Genomic DNA, 18,422 nt, shown 5'->3' with positions numbered 1-18,422 from the left:
ACATCTCTACATTCAGCCTATGATTGTGCATTTAATTTGTATAAGTCTGGCGGGCAAGATGCCCACCCCACAAGATTTAAACATTTTAGGATTATCAAATTTAGGTGCTTAACAGCTTATGATTGTGCCAAAATGAACATAACTACTTTATAGAAAATATGAACAACCTATCAATTCCAGCGCAAACATTACAGGAAGCATGGGAAAAAGGTTTACAGCAAGGTTTAACCCAAGTTGCGGTAAATATGTTACGAGAAGGTATTGATTTAAATTTTATTGTTAAACTAACTGGACTGCCATTAGCAGTAGTTAAAAATTTACAAGCTGTTGATATAGATAATGATAAAATATTAGTTAAAGAATTTTTAGAAATGAGTGAATCATCATTAAATAAAGTTTGGCTTGATCCAATTGATATCTTTTTAATGTATTTTAGAGGCAGAGCCTCTTAATTTGCATTCCCAGTCAGAGACTGGGAACGAGAATTATCTATACTAAATTATCCGCGTTTATCTGCGTTTAATTCTGCAAATATTAATTTATTAAGTACAAAAATACTACCCAGATATCAAGTTAAGATTAAGAAGACTTTACACTTCTTAATTCTTAGGGAACATGGCGCGAGATTTACGGGGATTCATCAAAATTCTAGAAGAAAGAGGACAATTGAAGCGAATTTCGGCTTTAGTTGACTCAGATATGGAAATTGCGGAGATTTCCAACCGAATGCTGCAAAAAGGTGGGCCGGGATTAATCTTTGAAAATGTGAAAGGTGCATCTTTCCCCGTTGCGGTAAATTTAATGGGGACTGTGGAAAGGATATGCTGGGCGATGAATATGGAAAAACCAGAGGAGTTAGAAACCCTGGGAAAGAAGCTGAGTATGCTTCAGCAACCCAAGCCACCAAAAAAGATTTCCCAAGCGATAGATTTTGGTAAAGTGCTGTTTGACGTGGTGAAAGCCAAACCAGGAAGGGACTTTTTTCCTGCTTGTCAACAGGTGGTGATTCAAGGGAGTGAATTAGATTTAAATAAGTTACCTTTAATACGTCCTTATCCGGGAGATGCCGGAAAGATTATTACATTAGGGTTGGTAATAACTAAAGATTGTGAGACGGGAACGCCAAATGTAGGTGTGTATCGTTTACAACTGCAATCTCATAATACTATGACCGTACATTGGTTGTCGGTGCGGGGGGGTGCGAGACATTTACGCAAAGCTGCCGAACGTGGTAAAAAATTAGAAGTAGCGATCGCACTTGGTGTAGATCCTTTAATCATCATGGCAGCTGCCACACCCATCCCTGTAGATTTATCAGAATGGCTATTTGCAGGGCTTTATGGCGGTTCTGGAGTCCAATTAGCCAAGTGTAAAACCGTAGATTTAGAAGTTCCCGCAGATTCAGAATTTGTCCTTGAAGGAACAATTACACCAGGGGAAGTTTTACCAGATGGCCCCTTTGGTGATCATATGGGGTATTACGGTGGTGTGGAAGATTCGCCATTGGTGCGGTTTCAGTGTATGACTCACCGCAAAGATCCCATCTATCTGACCACATTTAGCGGTCGTCCACCCAAAGAAGAAGCCATGATGGCGATCGCACTCAACCGCATCTATACCCCCATCTTACGCCAACAAGTATCCGAAATAGTCGATTTCTTCCTGCCAATGGAAGCATTAAGTTACAAAGCAGCGATCATTTCCATAGATAAAGCATATCCCGGACAAGCGCGAAGGGCAGCATTAGCTTTTTGGAGTGCCTTACCCCAATTCACATACACCAAATTTGTCATTGTTGTTGATAAAGATATCAACATTCGTGATCCGCGTCAAGTAGTCTGGGCAATTAGTTCTAAAGTTGACCCTTCACGGGATGTATTCATATTACCAAATACCCCCTTTGACACCTTAGATTTTGCTAGTGAAAAACTCGGTTTAGGGGGCAGAATGGGCATAGATGCTACTACCAAAATGCCTCCAGAAACAGAACATGAATGGGGTGAACCATTAGAATCAGATGCTGATGTAGCTGCAATGGTAGAAAGACGTTGGGCAGAATATGGTTTAGGAGATTTAAAACTAGGAGAAGTTGATCCAAATTTGTTTGGTTACGATATGCATTAAATTGTTAAGTTGCTGGTAACAACATCTCTCAAGATTCAGCTTGACTGATACTATTGGTCAAGCTATTTGTTTTTCACTGTAGCTGAACTTAATCTATCAACTTCGCCTTTCCACTAACAACTCCATGAAAAATATAGCTGTACTATTTGCAACAGTCTTTGCTATTGTATTAGGATTATTTTTCGGGACGATGGAAACTGCTTTTGCTATAACTTGGAACTGGAATTATTCTGGTACTGGTGTAGCAGCTAGTGGTACTTTTATTACTAATGACACACCTGATGAGTTAGGCTTTTACCTGATTATTGAAATTATTGGGACAAGGAATGGTGAAACAATTACTGGATTGCAACCTGCTGGGACTCCAACACCAGGAAATGAACCTTTTAGTGTTGACAATTTAATTAGTCTCAATAATCAGCAGTTAACAGGTGATGGGTTTGGATATTCTACAGCTAGTGGCAGCTATTCTAGTACATTTTTTGCTGATTTTTTACCGACACCAGGTTATTTAGAGTTTTTCTCTGCACCAGCAATTGGAAACGATTTCACCGATGTAGGATCAGAAAATAGTGAGTTACCCATGAGTTTTTCTGCAACCATAATTAAATGGGAAGGGTAAAGATAAACCTTTACCCCAAATCCTACACCCTTCTTTTTATCGTCTTGGCATCCCAAGTATAGAAACCGATTTGGTTAGGAACTCTAGAGAATCGTCCTGTGCGATGACCTCTAGATAATTCATTCAGCACTTTATTTTTTACCTCTCTGATTTCTTGATCATTAAGTTCTCCATAAATGCCATTGACGATTTCATTCACACCAAAAACTCTTCCCTTATGTTGCTCTAAGAAAGAAGTGAGAGCATCAATTAAAAATTGACCTTGAAATTCTCTGAGCATCGGGACTTCTTTAGAGTGCTGTTGAACAAAAGGCTTCTTCTTTTTAATTCTCGCACCAACAGAGGAGCCGTTGTGATGAACTGGAGCTAAAAGACTTAAAACCAGAGTATAACAACCAGGTTCATTGGGAATAGCCGACCAGTAACCCCGTTCTCTACCTTGGGTGAGGGAAGACTGGACTCGACCTTTGACAACCTTGAAGATGGTTGACTCTAAATCTCCGTAAAGCGATCGCACAATAAAGTCTATATGGCATACAGTACCAGCATATTCGTGCAATAGCTTTTTCAGAGCTTCCATCCGAGTCAAAGCGTGATATTGGGGCAGCATGGGAATTTCTGCCCCTTTTGCCAAATGATCATAACTCTCAGAAGATGTATTTATCAGATGGGAATCTTCTGTATCTGTAGCAGTACTAGACTCTTCTGTCTCCCATGTATCTGAGAGAGAAAGTTCTGACTCTAGAGACTCTAACAAGTCTAAATCAGACTGATCATCAGATGACAGAAAAAACAGAGAACCCTGCTCATCAGCGCTTTCTAGTTGGGAAAATGATTGATCATCTGGATAAGACCAGTTGGATAATAAAGCTTCCGTATGATCCAACTGCGATCGCGCTTCTATAAATAGCCGTTGGTACTCTTGGGCAAGACTAGCATAGTAGTCTCGCAATTCTAACAATGGTCTGATAAATACCTCTGAAGGAGGTTGTAATTGTTCTTTTGGATTCATATTACTTCAATTAACCTAAATCAATATCGCTTTTGTAAGTCATTGCATGAGGCTTAACTTTTCTAGTTTCTTGTGATGATTTTTTAGGAGGTTGAGGAGGACGACAGGATTCACAATACAAAGGTCTAGTCCCAAAAGTTTCCCGTTTTGTAGCTTGATTACATTCTTTACATACAAAATTAAAAACACGAGTGTGAATCTGTCTTTGATGCGCTCTGACAGTATATTCTCTAACATCAATGATTTTGGTAGCCATAATTAAGAATTGCCAATTCCAGTAATCTTAATATAGCTATTCAAGCAAAAGAAACTACATCAGTGTGTGTTTTAGTGTAAGTTTTATTCAAATCCTTAAAATCAAGCCAAACATAGGATAAAAATTTTAATTGTCAAGAATAAGCAGCGAAGCAATCTCCACCCATGTGATTGTTCCGCCATACTAAGCTTTCCTGACAATGGTCTTTCATATTAAATTTCAGTCTTTCTACTTGTTCATCTCCGCCTACTGATTATCTGGATACTTTGAAGATTTTCACATCCTCCTTATGGATGAAATAGAACGAGGATGTGTGTCATTCTTCATAATTTATAATTCATTCATTTTTTTATTGATTTTCCACAAAATCAGCATCAATCACATCTTCAACTCCGGCCACTTTGTGATTCCCTACTACTTCTATCTGGGCTGCCCGCATGAGCATAAACTGCACTACCAGTTTGCATCAAAACTTGCTATAATTCACTGCGAAGAGACTTAATGCGGTCAAAGTTATCTTGATTAATGGCTTCCTGCAAATTTTTAACTAACTCCTCTCCTCATACATCTCGTTCCCGGTCTCCGACTGGAAACGCTATCACAGAGGCTCTGCCTCTGCTAATATCACTAAGAGAACTCCACAAAAAAGATGATCCAATCTTGTGGGATGGGCATCTTGCCCGTCCTTATATTATTAGCGGGCAAGATGCCCGCATCACAAGAAATTTTGGGATATTTTTTTAATTGGAGAACTCTAAAGGTAGAGCCTTCTTGAGTTTTTTCCCATACAGAGTATGGAAACGAGAAAAACGTCTCTACGACCAGAAATAATGAGCTAATCTCTATTTTGTAGAGACTTTCCATGGAAAGTCTCTACAAAATTTATTTGTGTGGCGCAATCTCACATAGGATTGGTATTACAAATTAACCGAGATTGACCTTGAAAGCTTTTTGCTTTTCTGGTTCTGCTTTAGGCAAATTCAACCGGAGAATACCATCTTTATATTCAGCCTGGACTTGTTCATGTTGGACAAGGGAAGGCAATGGTATAATCCGTTGGAATTTGCCATAACGGAATTCAGAACGAGTGTAACCTTCTTTTTCTGTTGTAGTTTCTGATTTTCTTTCACCAGTAATAGAAACAGCTTCAGGAGTTACTTCCACATTTACATCTTTTGCTTCCAGACCAGGTAATTCTAGTCTCAATTTAAAAGCATCATCAGTTTCTTCAAGTTCAGCAGCAGGAATAAAAGTAATTCCTCCTCTTTCACCCCCATCAGTTGGTATAATTCTTTCAAACAAGCGATTCATACGACGTTGTAAAGTATCCATTTCACGGAGAGGGTCCCAACGATCAAGTTCACGAAATGGTTCTAAGCGTTCAATTTCCCGGAGTGGGTCCCAACGAATTAGTGCCATATCTATCTCCTAGACAATCCTCTATTTGGTTTGTGGAGGCTTAATTTCAAGCTTCACAGATGGCAAACAACGGTAATATTTTTTAAATCGTAAGGATTCAGGATATTTGATATAGCAGGGAAAAGGGAACTCTTAACAGAAGAAAAAAATATTCTTCTTCCTTCTTCCTTCTTCCTTCTTCCTTCTTCTTCCTGACTCCTGAATTCTTACTTTAAATCTTTATTTGCCTGAAGCTTAATCTTTAGCTTCCTAAATAAACAATAACACTAGGAGATAAATTCAGAGGGTTCGGTTTTATAGATATGGGAATCGCAATAGCCGTACCTATGAGAATTTTTGACAATTCGTTACAATCTCCATATTAAAAACAGACTTAATCTCTTTTCAGAATAATTATAAATATTTCTACATCGATCCCAGCTAGAGGTTATTAAGTATTTGAGTATTGCCGGCAAAAATTAATAACATCGGCATCTATCTGAAGTATGGCTGTAAACTGTACACACAATATTTTTATTCTAACTGTTGAGATATACTTTTAAGTAAAACTTTTTGATTTGAGCTAATAAAAAAGTGATTACCATCAATCATTTGTAATAAAAAAGGAGCAGTAGTTTGTTCACGCCACGCTTCTAGCTCATAATCAGTAAATTCTGGATCTTGTAAACCACCAAAAACACTAATAGGAAAATCAAAAGGTGATTGATGGTTGTAAATATAGGTATCTAAAACAGTAAAATCAGCCCTGAGAATTGGCAGAAAAATTTGGATTATATCTGGATTATCTACGATATCATCAGGAGTACCATTAAAACTAAGAACTTCTTGCCAAAATTCTGCATCTGGTAAGTTATAAATAGGTCTTTTTGTCGGTGGAACTTGTGGCGCACTGCGAGCAGAGATAAATAAATGTGATGGAGTTAAATTATAATCTGAACGCAATAAACGAGTTAATTCAAAACTGACGAGTCCACCCATACTATGACCGAAAAAAGCAAAGGGTTTATCTAGATAGGGAATAAGATTTTGGGCTATTTCCCTCACTAAAGGTTTCATTTCTGTGTAGGGGGGTAAGTTCATTTGTCTTCCCCTACCGGGAAGTTCGAGAGGACACACTTCAATAGTTGGTGGTAAATCATTAGCCCAGGTGCGAAATACCATTGCACTACCACCTGCATAGGGTAAGCAGAATAAGCGCAATTTGGCTTGGGGGTTGGGTTGGGGACAAGTTACCCACGAGTTGAATGTGGTTTTGACTTTCATAATATGTACAAAAAACAATAGAAAACGGTTAGAGTAGAAACATTCTGAATCTACAGATTCAAAATCAACGTTTTAGTGATTTCTGGCAAGATGCCGGGTGTCTTGAGGAGATTGTATTGAAGAACTAGCAGTCTCCCTAACAGCTTCTCGCAACCGCTCCACATCGCGCATTGGTGGTGCGCCAAACAGTCGCTACAAAAAATGTACAAGGTATTGTTACAGCAGTTTGCGTAGTTAGGGGGTACAAAATCTAAGTTGGAACCTATACATGAAGCCAGTTTTACTCCTATTTGATTTTTGAACAAGAGTCAGTAGGTATCAATTCTGTCTTTACTGTTCCCTGTTAAGAGTTCTTTTTTTGTGAGACTGCGCCAAATTTCCTAACCTTGTCTTTTCCTTTTCTGTGTCCTCTATGTCTCTGTGGTTTGTTGATCTTACTTCAGCGCATATTTGTACAAAATAATATATATATTTTAAATTAAATTACGTAGTGACAAATCCTTGTGGCTTTTGTTAATAATTTGCATTGTACTTTTTTCTTTTGTGTCTCACGAAACATCCCAGATAAGCAAGCCTTATGTAGATCATATACTATTTTTTTGTCAAGTCCTATTGACACTTTGTAACAATCTTGTTAAATTAGTTTACATAAAGTAACAAACGAAGGAAAAAAATATATTATGTATACCACCACTAATGAAGAAGGCATCCTTAATAACTACTCCAACGAACCAAATCTTTACTACGCTGAATATCCTACAAAAGATCAACAAAGCCGCTATGCTTTTCAGGGTGCAGTAGCAGTTTTATTTGTAACCTCTATAGTTTTAATTGCACTGGGGGTTAGCTACTAAGATTCTTCGTTTCGGTATTGGTATCTAATCGTCATTTGGATTTCTCCTATCAGCCCCGGCTAGTTTCACCGGGGTTTTTTTTGTGGCTGAACTTGCGAACAACTGCAAATTTTTTGATACTATGAATAGTCCGACTCCTTTAATCGAGATTGGTATATGAGCAGAGGAACCCTGTTTGACAAAGTTTGGGACTTACACACCGTTGGTACACTTCCTTCAGGGCTGACGCAATTATTTATCGGGCTACACCTTATTCATGAAGTGACCAGTCCTCAAGCCTTTGCGATGCTGCGGGAGCGGGATTTAAAAGTATTATTCCCAGAACGGACTATAGCTACAGTTGATCATATAGTCCCCACAGAAAATCAAGCCCGTCCCTTTGTGGATAGCTTGGCCGAAGAAATGATTCAAGCATTAGAAAAGAGTTGTCAAGAGAATGACATCACTTTTTACAATATTGGTTCAGGGAATCAAGGTATAGTTCACGTCATTGCGCCTGAATTAGGACTGACTCAACCGGGAATGACGATCGCTTGCGGAGACAGTCATACCTCTAGTCATGGAGCATTCGGAGCGATCGCATTTGGTATCGGAACAAGCCAAGTACGGGATGTTCTAGCTTCCCAAACACTAGCCTTATCTAAATTAAAAGTCCGCAAAATAGAAGTTAACGGCAACCTAAAACCAGGTGTTTACGCCAAAGACGTAATTCTACACATCATCCGCACCTTGGGAGTCAAAGGTGGTGTTGGCTACGCTTACGAATTTGCCGGCACAACCTTTGCACAAATGAACATGGAAGAACGGATGACCGTTTGCAACATGGCCATAGAAGGCGGTGCCAGATGTGGTTACGTCAATCCTGACCAAATTACCTACAATTATCTCCAAACTAGAGACTTTGCACCCACAGGTGCAGATTGGGATCAAGCCGTTACTTGGTGGGAATCTCTGCGTAGTGATGTGGATGCCGAATATGATGATGTAGTAGTCTTCGATGCGGGAGAAATTACCCCCACCGTTACCTGGGGAATTACCCCTGGTCAAGGTATCGGTGTAAATCAAAAAGTCCCCACACCCGAAGAACTCCTAGAAGAAGATCGGTTTATCGCCGAAGAAGCATACCGCTACATGGACTTATACCCTGGTCAACCGATCCAAGGAACAAAAATTGATGTTTGTTTTATTGGTAGTTGCACCAACGGCCGCATTAGCGACTTAAGAGAAGCAGCCAAAATTGCCCAAGGTCGCAAAGTAGCAGAGGGTGTGAAAGCCTTCGTCGTCCCCGGTTCCGAAAGAGTCAAAAGAGAAGCCGAAGCCGAAGGACTAGATAAAATCTTCCAAGCAGCCGGCTTTGAATGGCGAGAACCAGGATGTTCCATGTGCCTAGCCATGAACCCCGACAAACTCCAAGGAAGACAAATCAGCGCCTCCTCCTCCAACCGCAACTTTAAAGGCAGACAAGGTTCATCCTCCGGGCGCACCTTACTCATGAGTCCCGCAATGGTAGCCACAGCCGCTATTAAAGGCGAAATCGCCGACGTGCGAGACTTGTTGTAAAAACCTATCTTGTGGAATGAGGACAGGCTAGAAGCCCGTCCCAAAAAAAACCTCTCAAACACTTCTTCCTCTTTGTCCTCCGCGTCTGGAGCGGTATGCCTTACGGCACGCTACGCGAACGTTTCTTCTTAAACTTATGGTAAGTGAAGTAAAACAAATATCTGGTAATGCCGTCCCCCTCATCGGTAACGACATTGATACTGACCGAATCATCCCCGCCCGCTACTTAAAAGCTGTCACATTTGACGGTTTAGGTACAGGAGTATTTATTGATGACCGGAAAGCCTTAAACGGTCAACACCCCTTTGACCAAACCCAGTATCAAGGGGCAAAAATCTTAATAGTTAACCGGAATTTTGGCTGTGGTTCTTCACGGGAACACGCGCCCCAAGCCTTAGCTAAATGGGGAATAAAAGCCCTGATTGGTGAAAGCTTTGCGGAAATCTTTTTTGGTAATTGTGTCGCCATGGGTATACCTTGTGTTACAGCTGATGCAGCTACAGTCAAACAACTGCAAGATTTAGTAACAGCAAATTCTCAAACATCTGTTAGCATAGATTTAGAAAATTTACAAGTAAAAATTGGTGATTTTACGTCCCCAGTTGTGATGAATGAAGGGACGAGAAGCACCTTTGTGTCTGGTACTTGGGATGCTTGCGGTCAATTAGTAGAAAATGTTGAAAAAGTGCGGGCAACTGCGGCGAAATTGCCGTACATTGGTTGGCGTAAGTTAGCAGTAAAGTAAGTTAATCAATTTAGTTTTTTCCCAATTCAAAGAGAATTTTGTATGCTTAATGGCCCTTTGCATGAACAACCTCGTAACCAACGAGCTACCGTAATTCGTACAAGTCATGAATTTATTCTTCTGGAATGGCTGAAGTCTACTGGACGGTTAATACCTCGTGAACCATCTGAAACAGGGAATCTTCGTGAAGTAGAAGAAAATTCTGAAATCATCGACCTCGATGATCTTCCCTATGATAATGATGATGATGACTCAGATGTAGAGTTAGAAGATTAATGCAGAAAGGCAGAAGGCACAAGACAGGGTGTAATTTTTGACTGTTTTGTGATTTCTGCCTCTGCCGTGAAATAATCATCTGTTACGCAAATTTCATATATCTTTTGCTGACCTTTGCTAGTATCCATTTGGTAAATACCTCCATAAGTCTTGCGGTATAAATTCATAGTTTAGTAATCTTCAGGAGAATTTCACTCAAATGCAGAACTCAACAGTATTACCGCCAATTTACACCCATACCCCAGTTAAATTAGTCCCAGCCCAAGTTATTTCCACATTCCCAGTTAACACCTTTCTAGAAAATCTTGTCATCGCTCCAGATGGAAGTATTTTGGTGACTAATCATGAAATAGGTGAAATTGTTCGGATTTTACCAGATGGTAGCCAACATATTCATGCCAGTGTAGAAGGTAAGGTCAGTGGTTTAGCCTTCACTACTAATGGTGGTCTGATAGCAACTGGATGGAATGCTGATTCTGTATCTGCGGTTTTTCACATAACAGCCGATGGTGTTGTGGAAACTTTGGTAACTTTGCCAGATGCGATTTTCCCTAATGGCATCACACCAATGTCTGATACAAAGTACTTAATGGCAGATTCCTATCGGGGGGCAATCTGGCTGATTGATATTGCCCAATAACAGTGCTTCAATTTGGTTAGAACACCCTTTGTTAGCTCGCAACAGTGCAGAAAGCATAATTCCTGCCGTCAACGGTTTGAAGTGGTTTAATGAGTATCTCTATGTTTCAAATACTGACCAACAGCTATTGTTAAGAATTGCCATTGACAAAGCAAATGTTCCTAGTGAACCGGAAATTTTAGTGAAGCAGACGAATATTGATGATTTTGCCTTTGATGTGGAGGGCAATCTTTACGGGGCAACTCACGTTTATAACAGTGTAGTCAGGATTGCTCCCGATGGCACGACAACTATTATTGCTCAATCTGAACAAAATGTAATTGGTAGTACAGCAGTCGCTTTTGGTCAACTAGAGAGCGATGCCTTCGGCGAGCGCAGCGATCGCACTGCTATCTATGTTGTCACAAATGGTGGTATGTTTTTGCCACCTCCCACAGGTGTCGTAGCGGCTACAGTTGTCCGGCTTGAGGTTGGAAAAGCTGGATATCAAAGGTGATAGGCAAAAAGAAAATTAACGGATGGAAACAGCACAAGATGAGCAATTAGTCACGGTTGTAATTTCGCAACTCGTCAAACCAGGCAATGAAATGGCTTTTGAAGCTTGGGTGAAAGATATTACAACTGTAGCCAGAACCTATACAGGTCATTTGGGTACAAATGTGATTCGTCCTCAACCTGGTGTCAGAAATGAATATGTGATGATTATTCGATTTGATAGTTATGAAAATTGGAAAACATGGATGACATCAGGCGATCGCCAATACTGGCTTACTCAAGCCAAACCTTTGGTAGAATCTGACCCCCATATCCAGGAAATCAGCGGCTTAGAAGCTTGGTTTTCTATTCCTGGTCAACCTTTAAAAACACCACCACGCTATAAAACTGCATTACTTACCTGGGCAGTTGTTTACATATTAATTAATCTTTTGAGTGTCTTTCTTAGTCCTTTACTTCGTAGTTTACCTCCGCTGATTATTTCCTTAATTATTTCCGCTATTATGGTGGTAATGCTGACTTATATCATCATGCCCAGAGTGACTCGTTTGTTTAGCTTTTGGCTATATCCCAAATCAAAAGTTTAGGATAATTGTCAACTTTTTAGGGTAGGCAGATGCCCACCCTAAAGAATTATTCTCGTAAAATTGTTTTTGAGACAATTCTGGTTTTTTTGCGATCGCTCTCCGAGAGTTCTTCACCAGCTTGCAGACGTGTGGCGTTTGATTGCAACACGGTGGCTGCACCTGTATCTCCGATTTGCAAGGCAGTTTTAGCAGCTGTTTGCAGCATTGTCACCGCACCAGCGCGATCGCCTTGTTCCAATTTTGTCTCTGCTACCTGAGTTTGACGATATTTAGCTAATACCAAAATCGACTGTATCACCTGGGGATTAACAGCAGGTTGATAAGCCTTAGTCACATTGGCATAGACAGGTAACAGAGGGGAAAGTAAACCTTCTTTATTTTCTGCTGGGTTATCGTAGCGAATTTGGATATGTCCAATCACTTGTTTGCCTTCTGGCAACTGTCCTAAATAAATATTCGTCAAAACTACCCGTTCTGCATCTTTCATTAAATCTCCCAAGCGGACAATAAAGCTACCATTCGCTTCTGTTTCCACTGATAACTCAATGGTTTCTGGGGCAACTTGGGCAATGGGTTTGAGTTCTGCGAGTCGGACACTAGGGACTAGGGACAGCAACAAATGGGCATTGGTTAACCCCACAGACTGAATTCGTTTAAACAAGCTGCCAAATTGGTCTACAGCTTGTTCTGGACGCTCAATATAAGCCAGACTACCACCACCTGCATCGGCAATCTTTTCTAGCAAATCCTGGTTCCATTCATTGCCAAATCCGAAAGTGTTGATTGTCAGGTTGACTCTAGTTGCTTTTTGTGCAAGTTCCAGACAGCGTTTGTGGTCATTGGGGCCAATTTCCCACTTCCAGATTTTTAAACCACCGTCACCACGGCCATCTGTGAGTAGAAATGCTTGGGAAACAGCGCCTTTTGTGCCTTTGAGTAGTTCTGTAATTCCCAAAGACAAAGCTTCAGCAATGACTGTACCTCCAGAAGCCTTGAGCTTATTCTTTAACTTGGCTTTGATGCTGTCGATATCTGAGACAATTTGGTTGGGGATAATGACCTCAGAAGTACCAGCAAAAGCGACGATAGAGATGCGATCGCCTGGCTTGAGTTGAGCTAATAATTGTTCTACTGCCTGAATTACAGTATCAATAGCTTCCCCATGCATGGAACCACTTTTATCCAAAATCAGGCATAAATTCAGCGGTAAACTTTGGTCAAGTTGATCGGCAATTGCCGAAATAGAAATGGCTAGTTGACGCTGGTTACTCAATTGAGCCGCATCAACATTAGTGTCATTTAGTGCCGACAGTAATTGAACTTTCATTTAGGAGGAGCATCCTGCAACACAGTTTTTGAGACAATTCTGGTTTTTTTGCGATCGCTTTCTGATAACTCTTCCCCTGCTTGCAAGCGTGTGGCGTTAGTTTGCAATACCGTTGCTCCACTGGCATCTCCCATTTGCAAAGCCGTTTTAGCAGCCGTTTGTAGCATTGTCGCTGCCCCAGCGCGATCACCCTGTTGTAATTTCGCTTCTGCCAACTGGGTTTGGCGATACTTGGCTAAAGCCAAAATAGACTGTTGCACTTCGGGATTGGCAGATGGTTGGTAAATTCGCCCTACATTTGCATATACTGGCATATTCAGAGAAAATAATCCGGTTTGGTTCTGGGCGGGGTCATCGTAGCGGACTTGTACATTAGCGATCGCCTGTTTACCTTCGGGCAACTGTCCCAAATAAATATTAGCCAAAATCACCCGTTCCACATCCTTCATTAAATCTCCCAAACGCACCAGAAAACGTCCATCAGCATCTGGTTGTACTGGTAATTCAATGGTATCCGGGGCAACTTGGGCGACGGGTTTAAGTTCCGCTAATCGCACATTTGGCATCAGTGAAAAGAGCAGATAAGCGTTAGTCAATCCCACTGTTTGCATCCGGGTGAACAAGCGACTGAACTTATCCATAGCTTGATCTGGTTGTTCAATATGTGACAAATTCCCCAGACCAGCATCAGCTATTTTTTCTAAAATATCCTGATTCCAATTGTCACCAAAACCCAATGTATTCAAAGTCAAATTATAGCTGGCTGCCAATTGGGCAAATTTCAAACAGCGATCGTTGTCACCATGTTCATTTTCGCCATCAGTTAGCAAAAAGGCGTGGGAAACAGTTTCTTTTTTGCCTTTGGCTAATTCCTCAATCCCCACCCGTAGACCCTCATCAATCGCCGTCCCACCATCGGCAGATAAGCGATTAATTTGCTGTTTGATCTGTTCTCGATCTGTAATCACCTGATTAGGGACTAAAACTTTAGCACGGTGATCAAAAGCAACAATACTCAGACGATCATCAGCACTGAGGCGATCAACCAGCAAAGAAGCTGCTTTTTTCACAGTTTCGAGCGATCGCCCCCGCATCGAACCACTATGATCGAGAATTAAGCATAAATTTAATGACACACTGCGATCTAGAGTTTCGCCAACAGCAGAAATCGAAACTGCCAACTGACGTTGACTGCTGGCTTGATTCGCGTCTAAATTAGCATCATTTAGAGTAGGCTGCAAATTAACTTTCATAACCTAGTTTTCCTATCGAAGATATCTATGATCTATTTATAAATAACTTCAAAAGGTAGCTTCCGCACTACGGAAAACAGTTTGATCTAGCTCGCAAGCAAAAAAACAGGGTGTGGGAATTTCTTCACCTACACCCTAAATCTAGCCTAAAAACCTAGCCTAAGCAAATAAGAATGTAGCTGTATTATCGTTAGTTAGGTTTAAACCGATATTGTTAGATGTAAAACCACTAGAGCTAACTAGAGTCATTAACAAAGCTCCTGTAGCAAAACTTGCATTGCCAGTAATGCCATCACTGAGGCGAAAATAAGTGTTAATGCCATTTGTATGAATATCTATGCTACTAAGATTAGTAAAACCAATGCGATCGCCTGCATCACGATTAAATTGATAAATCGTATCAGCGCCATCACCTAAATTATACAAAACATTATCACTGTCAAAATCTACTCCCAGGTAAATAATATCATTCCCTAATCCACCAATTAGCGTATCTGCACCTGTACCACCATTGAGATTATCATTACCTGCACCACCTGTCAGGGTATTAGATGCAGTATTACCTATGAGTTTATTATTCAATGAATTACCAAATCCATTAATCGCACTATTACCAATTAAAGTCAGATTTTCGACATTATTAGCTAAAGTGTAAGTAACAGAAGATTGAACAATATCAGTTCCAGCATTGGCATTTTCAAAAATTGCATCACCAATATTATCGACAATAAACGTATCGTTCCCCAAACCACCTTCTAGATAATCTACACCCGCACCACCATTGAGATTATCATTACCTGCACCACCTGTCAGGGTATTAGATGCAGTATTACCTATGAGTTTATTATTCAATGAATTACCAAATCCATTAATCGCACTATTACCAATTAAAGTCAGATTTTCGACATTATTAGCTAAAGCGTAAGTAACGGAAGATTGAACAATATCAGTTCCAGCATTGGCATTTTCAAGAATTACATCACCAATGTTATCGACAATAAACGTATCATTCCCCAAACCACCTTCTAAATAATCTACACCCGCACCACCATTGAGGATATCATTACCATCTCCTCCTCTTAATGTATCATTACCATTGCCACCATTTAAGGTATCATTACCACTCAGACCCTCAATGATGTCATCATTAATAGTTCCTGTGATTGTATCTTTATTAGCAGTACCAAAAATTGCCAAAGAGCGATTGCCAAAATTAATATTTGCTACTTGTTGACCAGAACTCAAATTAACTGTGTGAGTTTTCTGAACATAACTTAAGTTTAAAATTGCCTCTCCTAAAGCCAGAACATCAACACGCTTAAAGTTTAGTCCTGTATTCGTGACATTATCATCTTCATCATCGCCATCATTAATAGTTGTGCCAGTAGACTTTAATAAGTTAGAAATCTCTGTGAAAGTTAACTTTCGTCCTAATGTTTGTTGAGCTAATTGCTGTGCTAATACCACGATACCTGTTATGTGAGGAGCCGCTTGACTAGTACCACTTTGAGTAATTAAATCACTGTTAGGTCCAGCCCCCGTAATAGGTGCGCCAGGAGCAAAAACAGTGGTTAAAGTTTGATGACGCTGAGAAAAAGGAGTAATGCGATCGCTTCCAGTAGAAACAGCAGTTGCTCCACTTTGATAAGCGACACTACCCATATTGGCATCATAAACAGCACCAATAGAAAGAGAATTAGGATCAGCTGCCGGATAAGATACTCCCGCCACACTATTAAAACGATAAAAGTCATTACCAGATGCTGAAACAGCAATCACATTCATAGCAGCCAGTGCAGCTAGTTCATCCCCAATACCATATAAATATTGAGGAGTATTGTAATTTTGCTCATCACTTAAAGACATATTTACACTAGCTATGTTATAGGCAGCCGCATTGTTAATTACCCATTGCAAAGCTTGTTCTGTGTAGCCAAAATTTCCGCTACCATTATTTTTAAATACCTTCAAGTGAATAATATTAGCTCCTGGAGCCATTCCTGTGTAAATGCTATCAGATGAAGCCACAATACTCGATACATTAGAACCATGTCCATTGACATCACTTGCGTCTGCATCTCCATCCGCAAAATCGTACTGATAGACTATTCGATCAGCAATACCATCACCATTATTATCTGGCCCAAAAAAGGCATCATCTAAATCAATCCCCGTGTCCAAAATAACCGTAGTCCAGCCACTACCATTAATACCAGCGAACCGAGAATCTGCACGAAAATCATCAATATTAATCAGTGAACTAGAAATATTTGTGCTAGGAGTAATATTGGCCGTGAAAAAGTCATTGTTAGGCAAATAAACAGGTGCATTAGATCCAGTAGTAGTAACTACAGGTAAATTTTGTGTTTGAATTTGATTTAAACTACTACTAGGATAAGTTTGCTGCCAATTATTTTTCAGCACTTGAGCAACATAATAAGTACCAGGTTTCAGATTATTAAATGTGTAATTACCATTAATATCTGTGGTGGTCGATAATTCATTTACATCTAATTGATGATTTTGGTTTTGGTCTAGATAAACAGTCCAAACAGATAAACCTAATTCATCAGGGTTTTGGATTTTATTACTATTGACATCATTCCAGACATTACCGCTAATTTCCCCAAATTGATAACCACCAAAATCTTGATTATTGACCGTACTTCCATTATTTAAATCAACCGTGTAAGAATTACCAATAGGAGTTGATGTTTGCCAACTAACTTGAGCTACTTCCCGAAGTATGTAAGTACCTGCATTCAGATTAGTAAAGGCATAATTACCATTAATATCTGTTGTTGTGAAAGTTTCACCTGCATCTAGTTGATTATTATTGTTGCCATCTATGTAAACTGACCAACCAGATAAACCAGTTTCACTACTTTCTTTAATGCCATTAGCATTTAAATCATGCCATTTATTTCCACGAATTTCTCCTGATGGTAAAAGACTGATTAGTCTATCATCAAATTGTAAATATTCAATACCAGTTAATAAATCTGTACCATCTATGCCAGAAATTGTACCGCTAGTACCATTCATATTGATACTATAACCAGTCGAAAGTCCGCTAAAAATAGCCTTATCACTGCCAGATCCACCATTAATATTATCATTGCCAGAACCACCGTTAATAATATCATCACCACTACCACCGTTGATATTATCAGCGTCTGCACCTCCATTTAAAATATCATTTCCTGAACCTCCATTCAGGTTATCCATTCCATCTCCACCGTTTAAAGTATCATCTCCTGAATCTCCATTCAGATTATCCATTCCTCCATAACCATTGAGAATATCATTACCTTCATATCCATTGAGATTATCCATCCCAGATGTGCCATTTAGGATGTCATTTCCACTAGTTCCTCCACCTATTCCCGTTCCTGTATCTATATTCTGTGTGGAAAAAGCGACATTATAGTTGGTATTAGAACCAGAAGAATAGACTCGAACATAATAAGTACCTGAAGCCAAAGATCCATTAATAGATATAGTTTTTGTATAACTATTATTAATGCTTTGGACTTTCTGACTAATACTCAATCCTCCAGAAGATAGAGAAGAACCATCAGGAGTCATAGATATTAGAGTTTCTCCTGATTCAATCAATCCGTTATTGTTAGTATCTCGATAGAGTTCTAAACCATAGTAACCACCACTAATATTGAGGTAAAGATTTTGGGTACTATTAAGGTAAAATAAATAATAATCATTGGGGTCAGTTGTACCAACGAAATCATTAAAAGTTTGAGTGGTACTAAGAATACCTAAGTTGCGGGCTGTGTTCAATGTGTTGTCTGTCATAACTACCTTACCAAGACATACTAGTGATAATTCATCATAATCACAGACAAATTCAAGAGTAAATACTTAAAATTCTGGAATTTATTCAGTTATGTATATAAAATTCATAATCCTTGTTGTATATATTGTTAATATCCAATTATTAGATTTTTGAAAAAATTTCTTACACAATAAGC

16 protein-coding genes and 1 pseudogene are annotated in these 18,422 nt (G+C 39.6%); 9 read left to right on the top strand and 8 right to left on the bottom strand.

Annotated elements, in window-relative coordinates:
• Positions 1-158 precede the first annotated feature (158 nt).
• The 3 genes from ACOWPH_RS20940 (at position 159) to ACOWPH_RS20930 (ending at position 2,746) form a co-directional block, all read left to right on the top strand.
• The gene (locus tag ACOWPH_RS20940; protein ID WP_042465482.1) at positions 159-452 is read left to right on the top strand and encodes a hypothetical protein; all 294 of its coding nucleotides are present in this window, start codon (positions 159-161) and stop codon (positions 450-452) included.
• A 163-nt stretch (positions 453-615) separates the two neighbouring features.
• Positions 616-2,124: a UbiD family decarboxylase gene (locus ACOWPH_RS20935; protein ID WP_015217314.1), complete on the top strand. Its 1,509-nt coding sequence runs from the start codon at positions 616-618 to the stop codon at positions 2,122-2,124.
• A 124-nt stretch (positions 2,125-2,248) separates the two neighbouring features.
• Positions 2,249-2,746 (top strand): hypothetical protein, encoded by a 498-nt coding sequence (locus tag ACOWPH_RS20930; RefSeq protein ID WP_015217313.1) that lies wholly within the window; start codon positions 2,249-2,251, stop codon positions 2,744-2,746.
• A 22-nt stretch (positions 2,747-2,768) separates the two neighbouring features.
• Here the strand turns inward: ACOWPH_RS20930 and ACOWPH_RS20925 are convergent, their stop codons facing one another.
• The 4 genes from ACOWPH_RS20925 to ACOWPH_RS20910 form a co-directional block, all read right to left on the bottom strand.
• Complete coding sequence (locus ACOWPH_RS20925) at positions 2,769-3,758, bottom strand: hypothetical protein (RefSeq protein ID WP_015217312.1); 990 nt, start codon at positions 3,756-3,758, stop codon at positions 2,769-2,771.
• A 10-nt stretch (positions 3,759-3,768) separates the two neighbouring features.
• Entirely contained in the window at positions 3,769-4,014 is a 246-nt protein-coding gene (locus tag ACOWPH_RS20920; RefSeq protein ID WP_015217311.1) for a hypothetical protein, read from the bottom strand.
• A 924-nt stretch (positions 4,015-4,938) separates the two neighbouring features.
• Positions 4,939-5,433, bottom strand: coding sequence for an Hsp20/alpha crystallin family protein (locus ACOWPH_RS20915; RefSeq protein ID WP_015217310.1), 495 nt, complete (start codon positions 5,431-5,433; stop codon positions 4,939-4,941).
• Between the two features lie 513 nt (positions 5,434-5,946).
• Complete coding sequence (locus ACOWPH_RS20910; RefSeq protein WP_015217309.1) at positions 5,947-6,696, bottom strand: thioesterase II family protein; 750 nt, start codon at positions 6,694-6,696, stop codon at positions 5,947-5,949.
• Positions 6,697-7,376: 680 nt separating this feature from the next.
• Between ACOWPH_RS20910 and psb34 the strand changes: the two genes are divergently transcribed.
• The 4 genes from psb34 to ACOWPH_RS20890 all read left to right on the top strand — a co-directional run bounded on the left by psb34 (position 7,377) and on the right by ACOWPH_RS20890 (position 10,131).
• Positions 7,377-7,550, top strand: a complete 174-nt coding sequence (gene psb34 / locus ACOWPH_RS20905; protein WP_015217308.1) for a photosystem II assembly protein Psb34 — start codon at positions 7,377-7,379, stop codon at positions 7,548-7,550.
• Positions 7,551-7,706: 156 nt separating this feature from the next.
• Positions 7,707-9,110, top strand: coding sequence for a 3-isopropylmalate dehydratase large subunit (gene leuC / locus ACOWPH_RS20900; protein ID WP_015217307.1), 1,404 nt, complete (start codon positions 7,707-7,709; stop codon positions 9,108-9,110).
• Between the two features lie 136 nt (positions 9,111-9,246).
• On the top strand, positions 9,247-9,855 hold the full coding sequence (gene leuD, locus ACOWPH_RS20895) for a 3-isopropylmalate dehydratase small subunit (protein ID WP_015217306.1): 609 nt from the start codon (positions 9,247-9,249) through the stop codon (positions 9,853-9,855).
• A 42-nt stretch (positions 9,856-9,897) separates the two neighbouring features.
• Complete coding sequence (locus ACOWPH_RS20890; protein ID WP_015217305.1) at positions 9,898-10,131, top strand: DUF3134 family protein; 234 nt, start codon at positions 9,898-9,900, stop codon at positions 10,129-10,131.
• Here ACOWPH_RS20890 and ACOWPH_RS20885 read toward each other — a convergent pair.
• On the bottom strand, positions 10,128-10,298 hold the full coding sequence (locus ACOWPH_RS20885) for a hypothetical protein (protein WP_015217304.1): 171 nt from the start codon (positions 10,296-10,298) through the stop codon (positions 10,128-10,130). The two genes, ACOWPH_RS20890 and ACOWPH_RS20885, sit on opposite strands and share 4 nt — an antisense overlap.
• Before the next feature lie 32 nt (positions 10,299-10,330).
• Here ACOWPH_RS20885 and ACOWPH_RS20880 point away from each other — a divergent pair.
• Both ACOWPH_RS20880 and ACOWPH_RS20875 read left to right on the top strand, forming a co-directional pair.
• Positions 10,331-11,267, top strand: a pseudogene (locus ACOWPH_RS20880) (SMP-30/gluconolactonase/LRE family protein).
• Between the two features lie 22 nt (positions 11,268-11,289).
• Positions 11,290-11,853 (top strand): antibiotic biosynthesis monooxygenase, encoded by a 564-nt coding sequence (locus ACOWPH_RS20875; RefSeq protein WP_015217302.1) that lies wholly within the window; start codon positions 11,290-11,292, stop codon positions 11,851-11,853.
• 46 nt (positions 11,854-11,899) lie between these two features.
• On the opposite strand, the gene ACOWPH_RS20870 is transcribed toward ACOWPH_RS20875, so the two are convergent.
• The 3 genes from ACOWPH_RS20870 to ACOWPH_RS20860 form a co-directional block, all read right to left on the bottom strand.
• Complete coding sequence (locus tag ACOWPH_RS20870) at positions 11,900-13,180, bottom strand: vWA domain-containing protein (protein WP_015217301.1); 1,281 nt, start codon at positions 13,178-13,180, stop codon at positions 11,900-11,902.
• A complete protein-coding gene (locus ACOWPH_RS20865; protein WP_015217300.1) occupies positions 13,177-14,433 on the bottom strand; it encodes a vWA domain-containing protein in 1,257 nt (418 codons plus the stop codon). Before ACOWPH_RS20865 ends, ACOWPH_RS20870 begins: the two co-directional genes overlap by 4 nt.
• Positions 14,434-14,592: 159 nt before the next feature.
• Positions 14,593-18,246 carry a S8 family serine peptidase gene (locus ACOWPH_RS20860; RefSeq protein ID WP_015217299.1) on the bottom strand — a complete coding sequence of 1,218 codons (3,654 nt, stop codon included), beginning with the start codon at positions 18,244-18,246 and terminating at the stop codon, positions 14,593-14,595.
• Between the last annotated feature and the right edge of the window lie 176 nt (positions 18,247-18,422).

This window comes from Anabaena sp. PCC 7938 (assembly GCF_049315035.1).
GTDB classification, from domain to species: Bacteria; Cyanobacteriota; Cyanobacteriia; order Cyanobacteriales; family Nostocaceae; genus Anabaena; species Anabaena cylindrica.
The sequence above is the reverse complement of the archived record's forward strand: the minus strand, read 5'-3'. Positions and strand labels throughout refer to the sequence as shown.

Bases quoted from the DNA above. Each gene is read 5' to 3' on its own strand.
- ACOWPH_RS20940 (WP_042465482.1), top strand. From the start codon at position 159: ATGAACAACCTATCAATTCCAGCGCAAACATTACAGGAAGCATGGGAA.
- ACOWPH_RS20935 (WP_015217314.1), top strand. From the start codon at position 616: ATGGCGCGAGATTTACGGGGATTCATCAAAATTCTAGAAGAAAGAGGA.
- ACOWPH_RS20930 (WP_015217313.1), top strand. From the start codon at position 2,249: ATGAAAAATATAGCTGTACTATTTGCAACAGTCTTTGCTATTGTATTA.
- ACOWPH_RS20925 (WP_015217312.1), bottom strand. From the start codon at position 3,758: ATGAATCCAAAAGAACAATTACAACCTCCTTCAGAGGTATTTATCAGA.
- ACOWPH_RS20920 (WP_015217311.1), bottom strand. From the start codon at position 4,014: ATGGCTACCAAAATCATTGATGTTAGAGAATATACTGTCAGAGCGCAT.
- ACOWPH_RS20915 (WP_015217310.1), bottom strand. From the start codon at position 5,433: ATGGCACTAATTCGTTGGGACCCACTCCGGGAAATTGAACGCTTAGAA.
- ACOWPH_RS20910 (WP_015217309.1), bottom strand. From the start codon at position 6,696: ATGAAAGTCAAAACCACATTCAACTCGTGGGTAACTTGTCCCCAACCC.
- psb34 (WP_015217308.1), top strand. From the start codon at position 7,377: ATGTATACCACCACTAATGAAGAAGGCATCCTTAATAACTACTCCAAC.
- leuC (WP_015217307.1), top strand. From the start codon at position 7,707: ATGAGCAGAGGAACCCTGTTTGACAAAGTTTGGGACTTACACACCGTT.
- leuD (WP_015217306.1), top strand. From the start codon at position 9,247: ATGGTAAGTGAAGTAAAACAAATATCTGGTAATGCCGTCCCCCTCATC.
- ACOWPH_RS20890 (WP_015217305.1), top strand. From the start codon at position 9,898: ATGCTTAATGGCCCTTTGCATGAACAACCTCGTAACCAACGAGCTACC.
- ACOWPH_RS20885 (WP_015217304.1), bottom strand. From the start codon at position 10,298: ATGAATTTATACCGCAAGACTTATGGAGGTATTTACCAAATGGATACT.
- ACOWPH_RS20875 (WP_015217302.1), top strand. From the start codon at position 11,290: ATGGAAACAGCACAAGATGAGCAATTAGTCACGGTTGTAATTTCGCAA.
- ACOWPH_RS20870 (WP_015217301.1), bottom strand. From the start codon at position 13,180: ATGAAAGTTCAATTACTGTCGGCACTAAATGACACTAATGTTGATGCG.
- ACOWPH_RS20865 (WP_015217300.1), bottom strand. From the start codon at position 14,433: ATGAAAGTTAATTTGCAGCCTACTCTAAATGATGCTAATTTAGACGCG.
- ACOWPH_RS20860 (WP_015217299.1), bottom strand. From the start codon at position 18,246: ATGACAGACAACACATTGAACACAGCCCGCAACTTAGGTATTCTTAGT.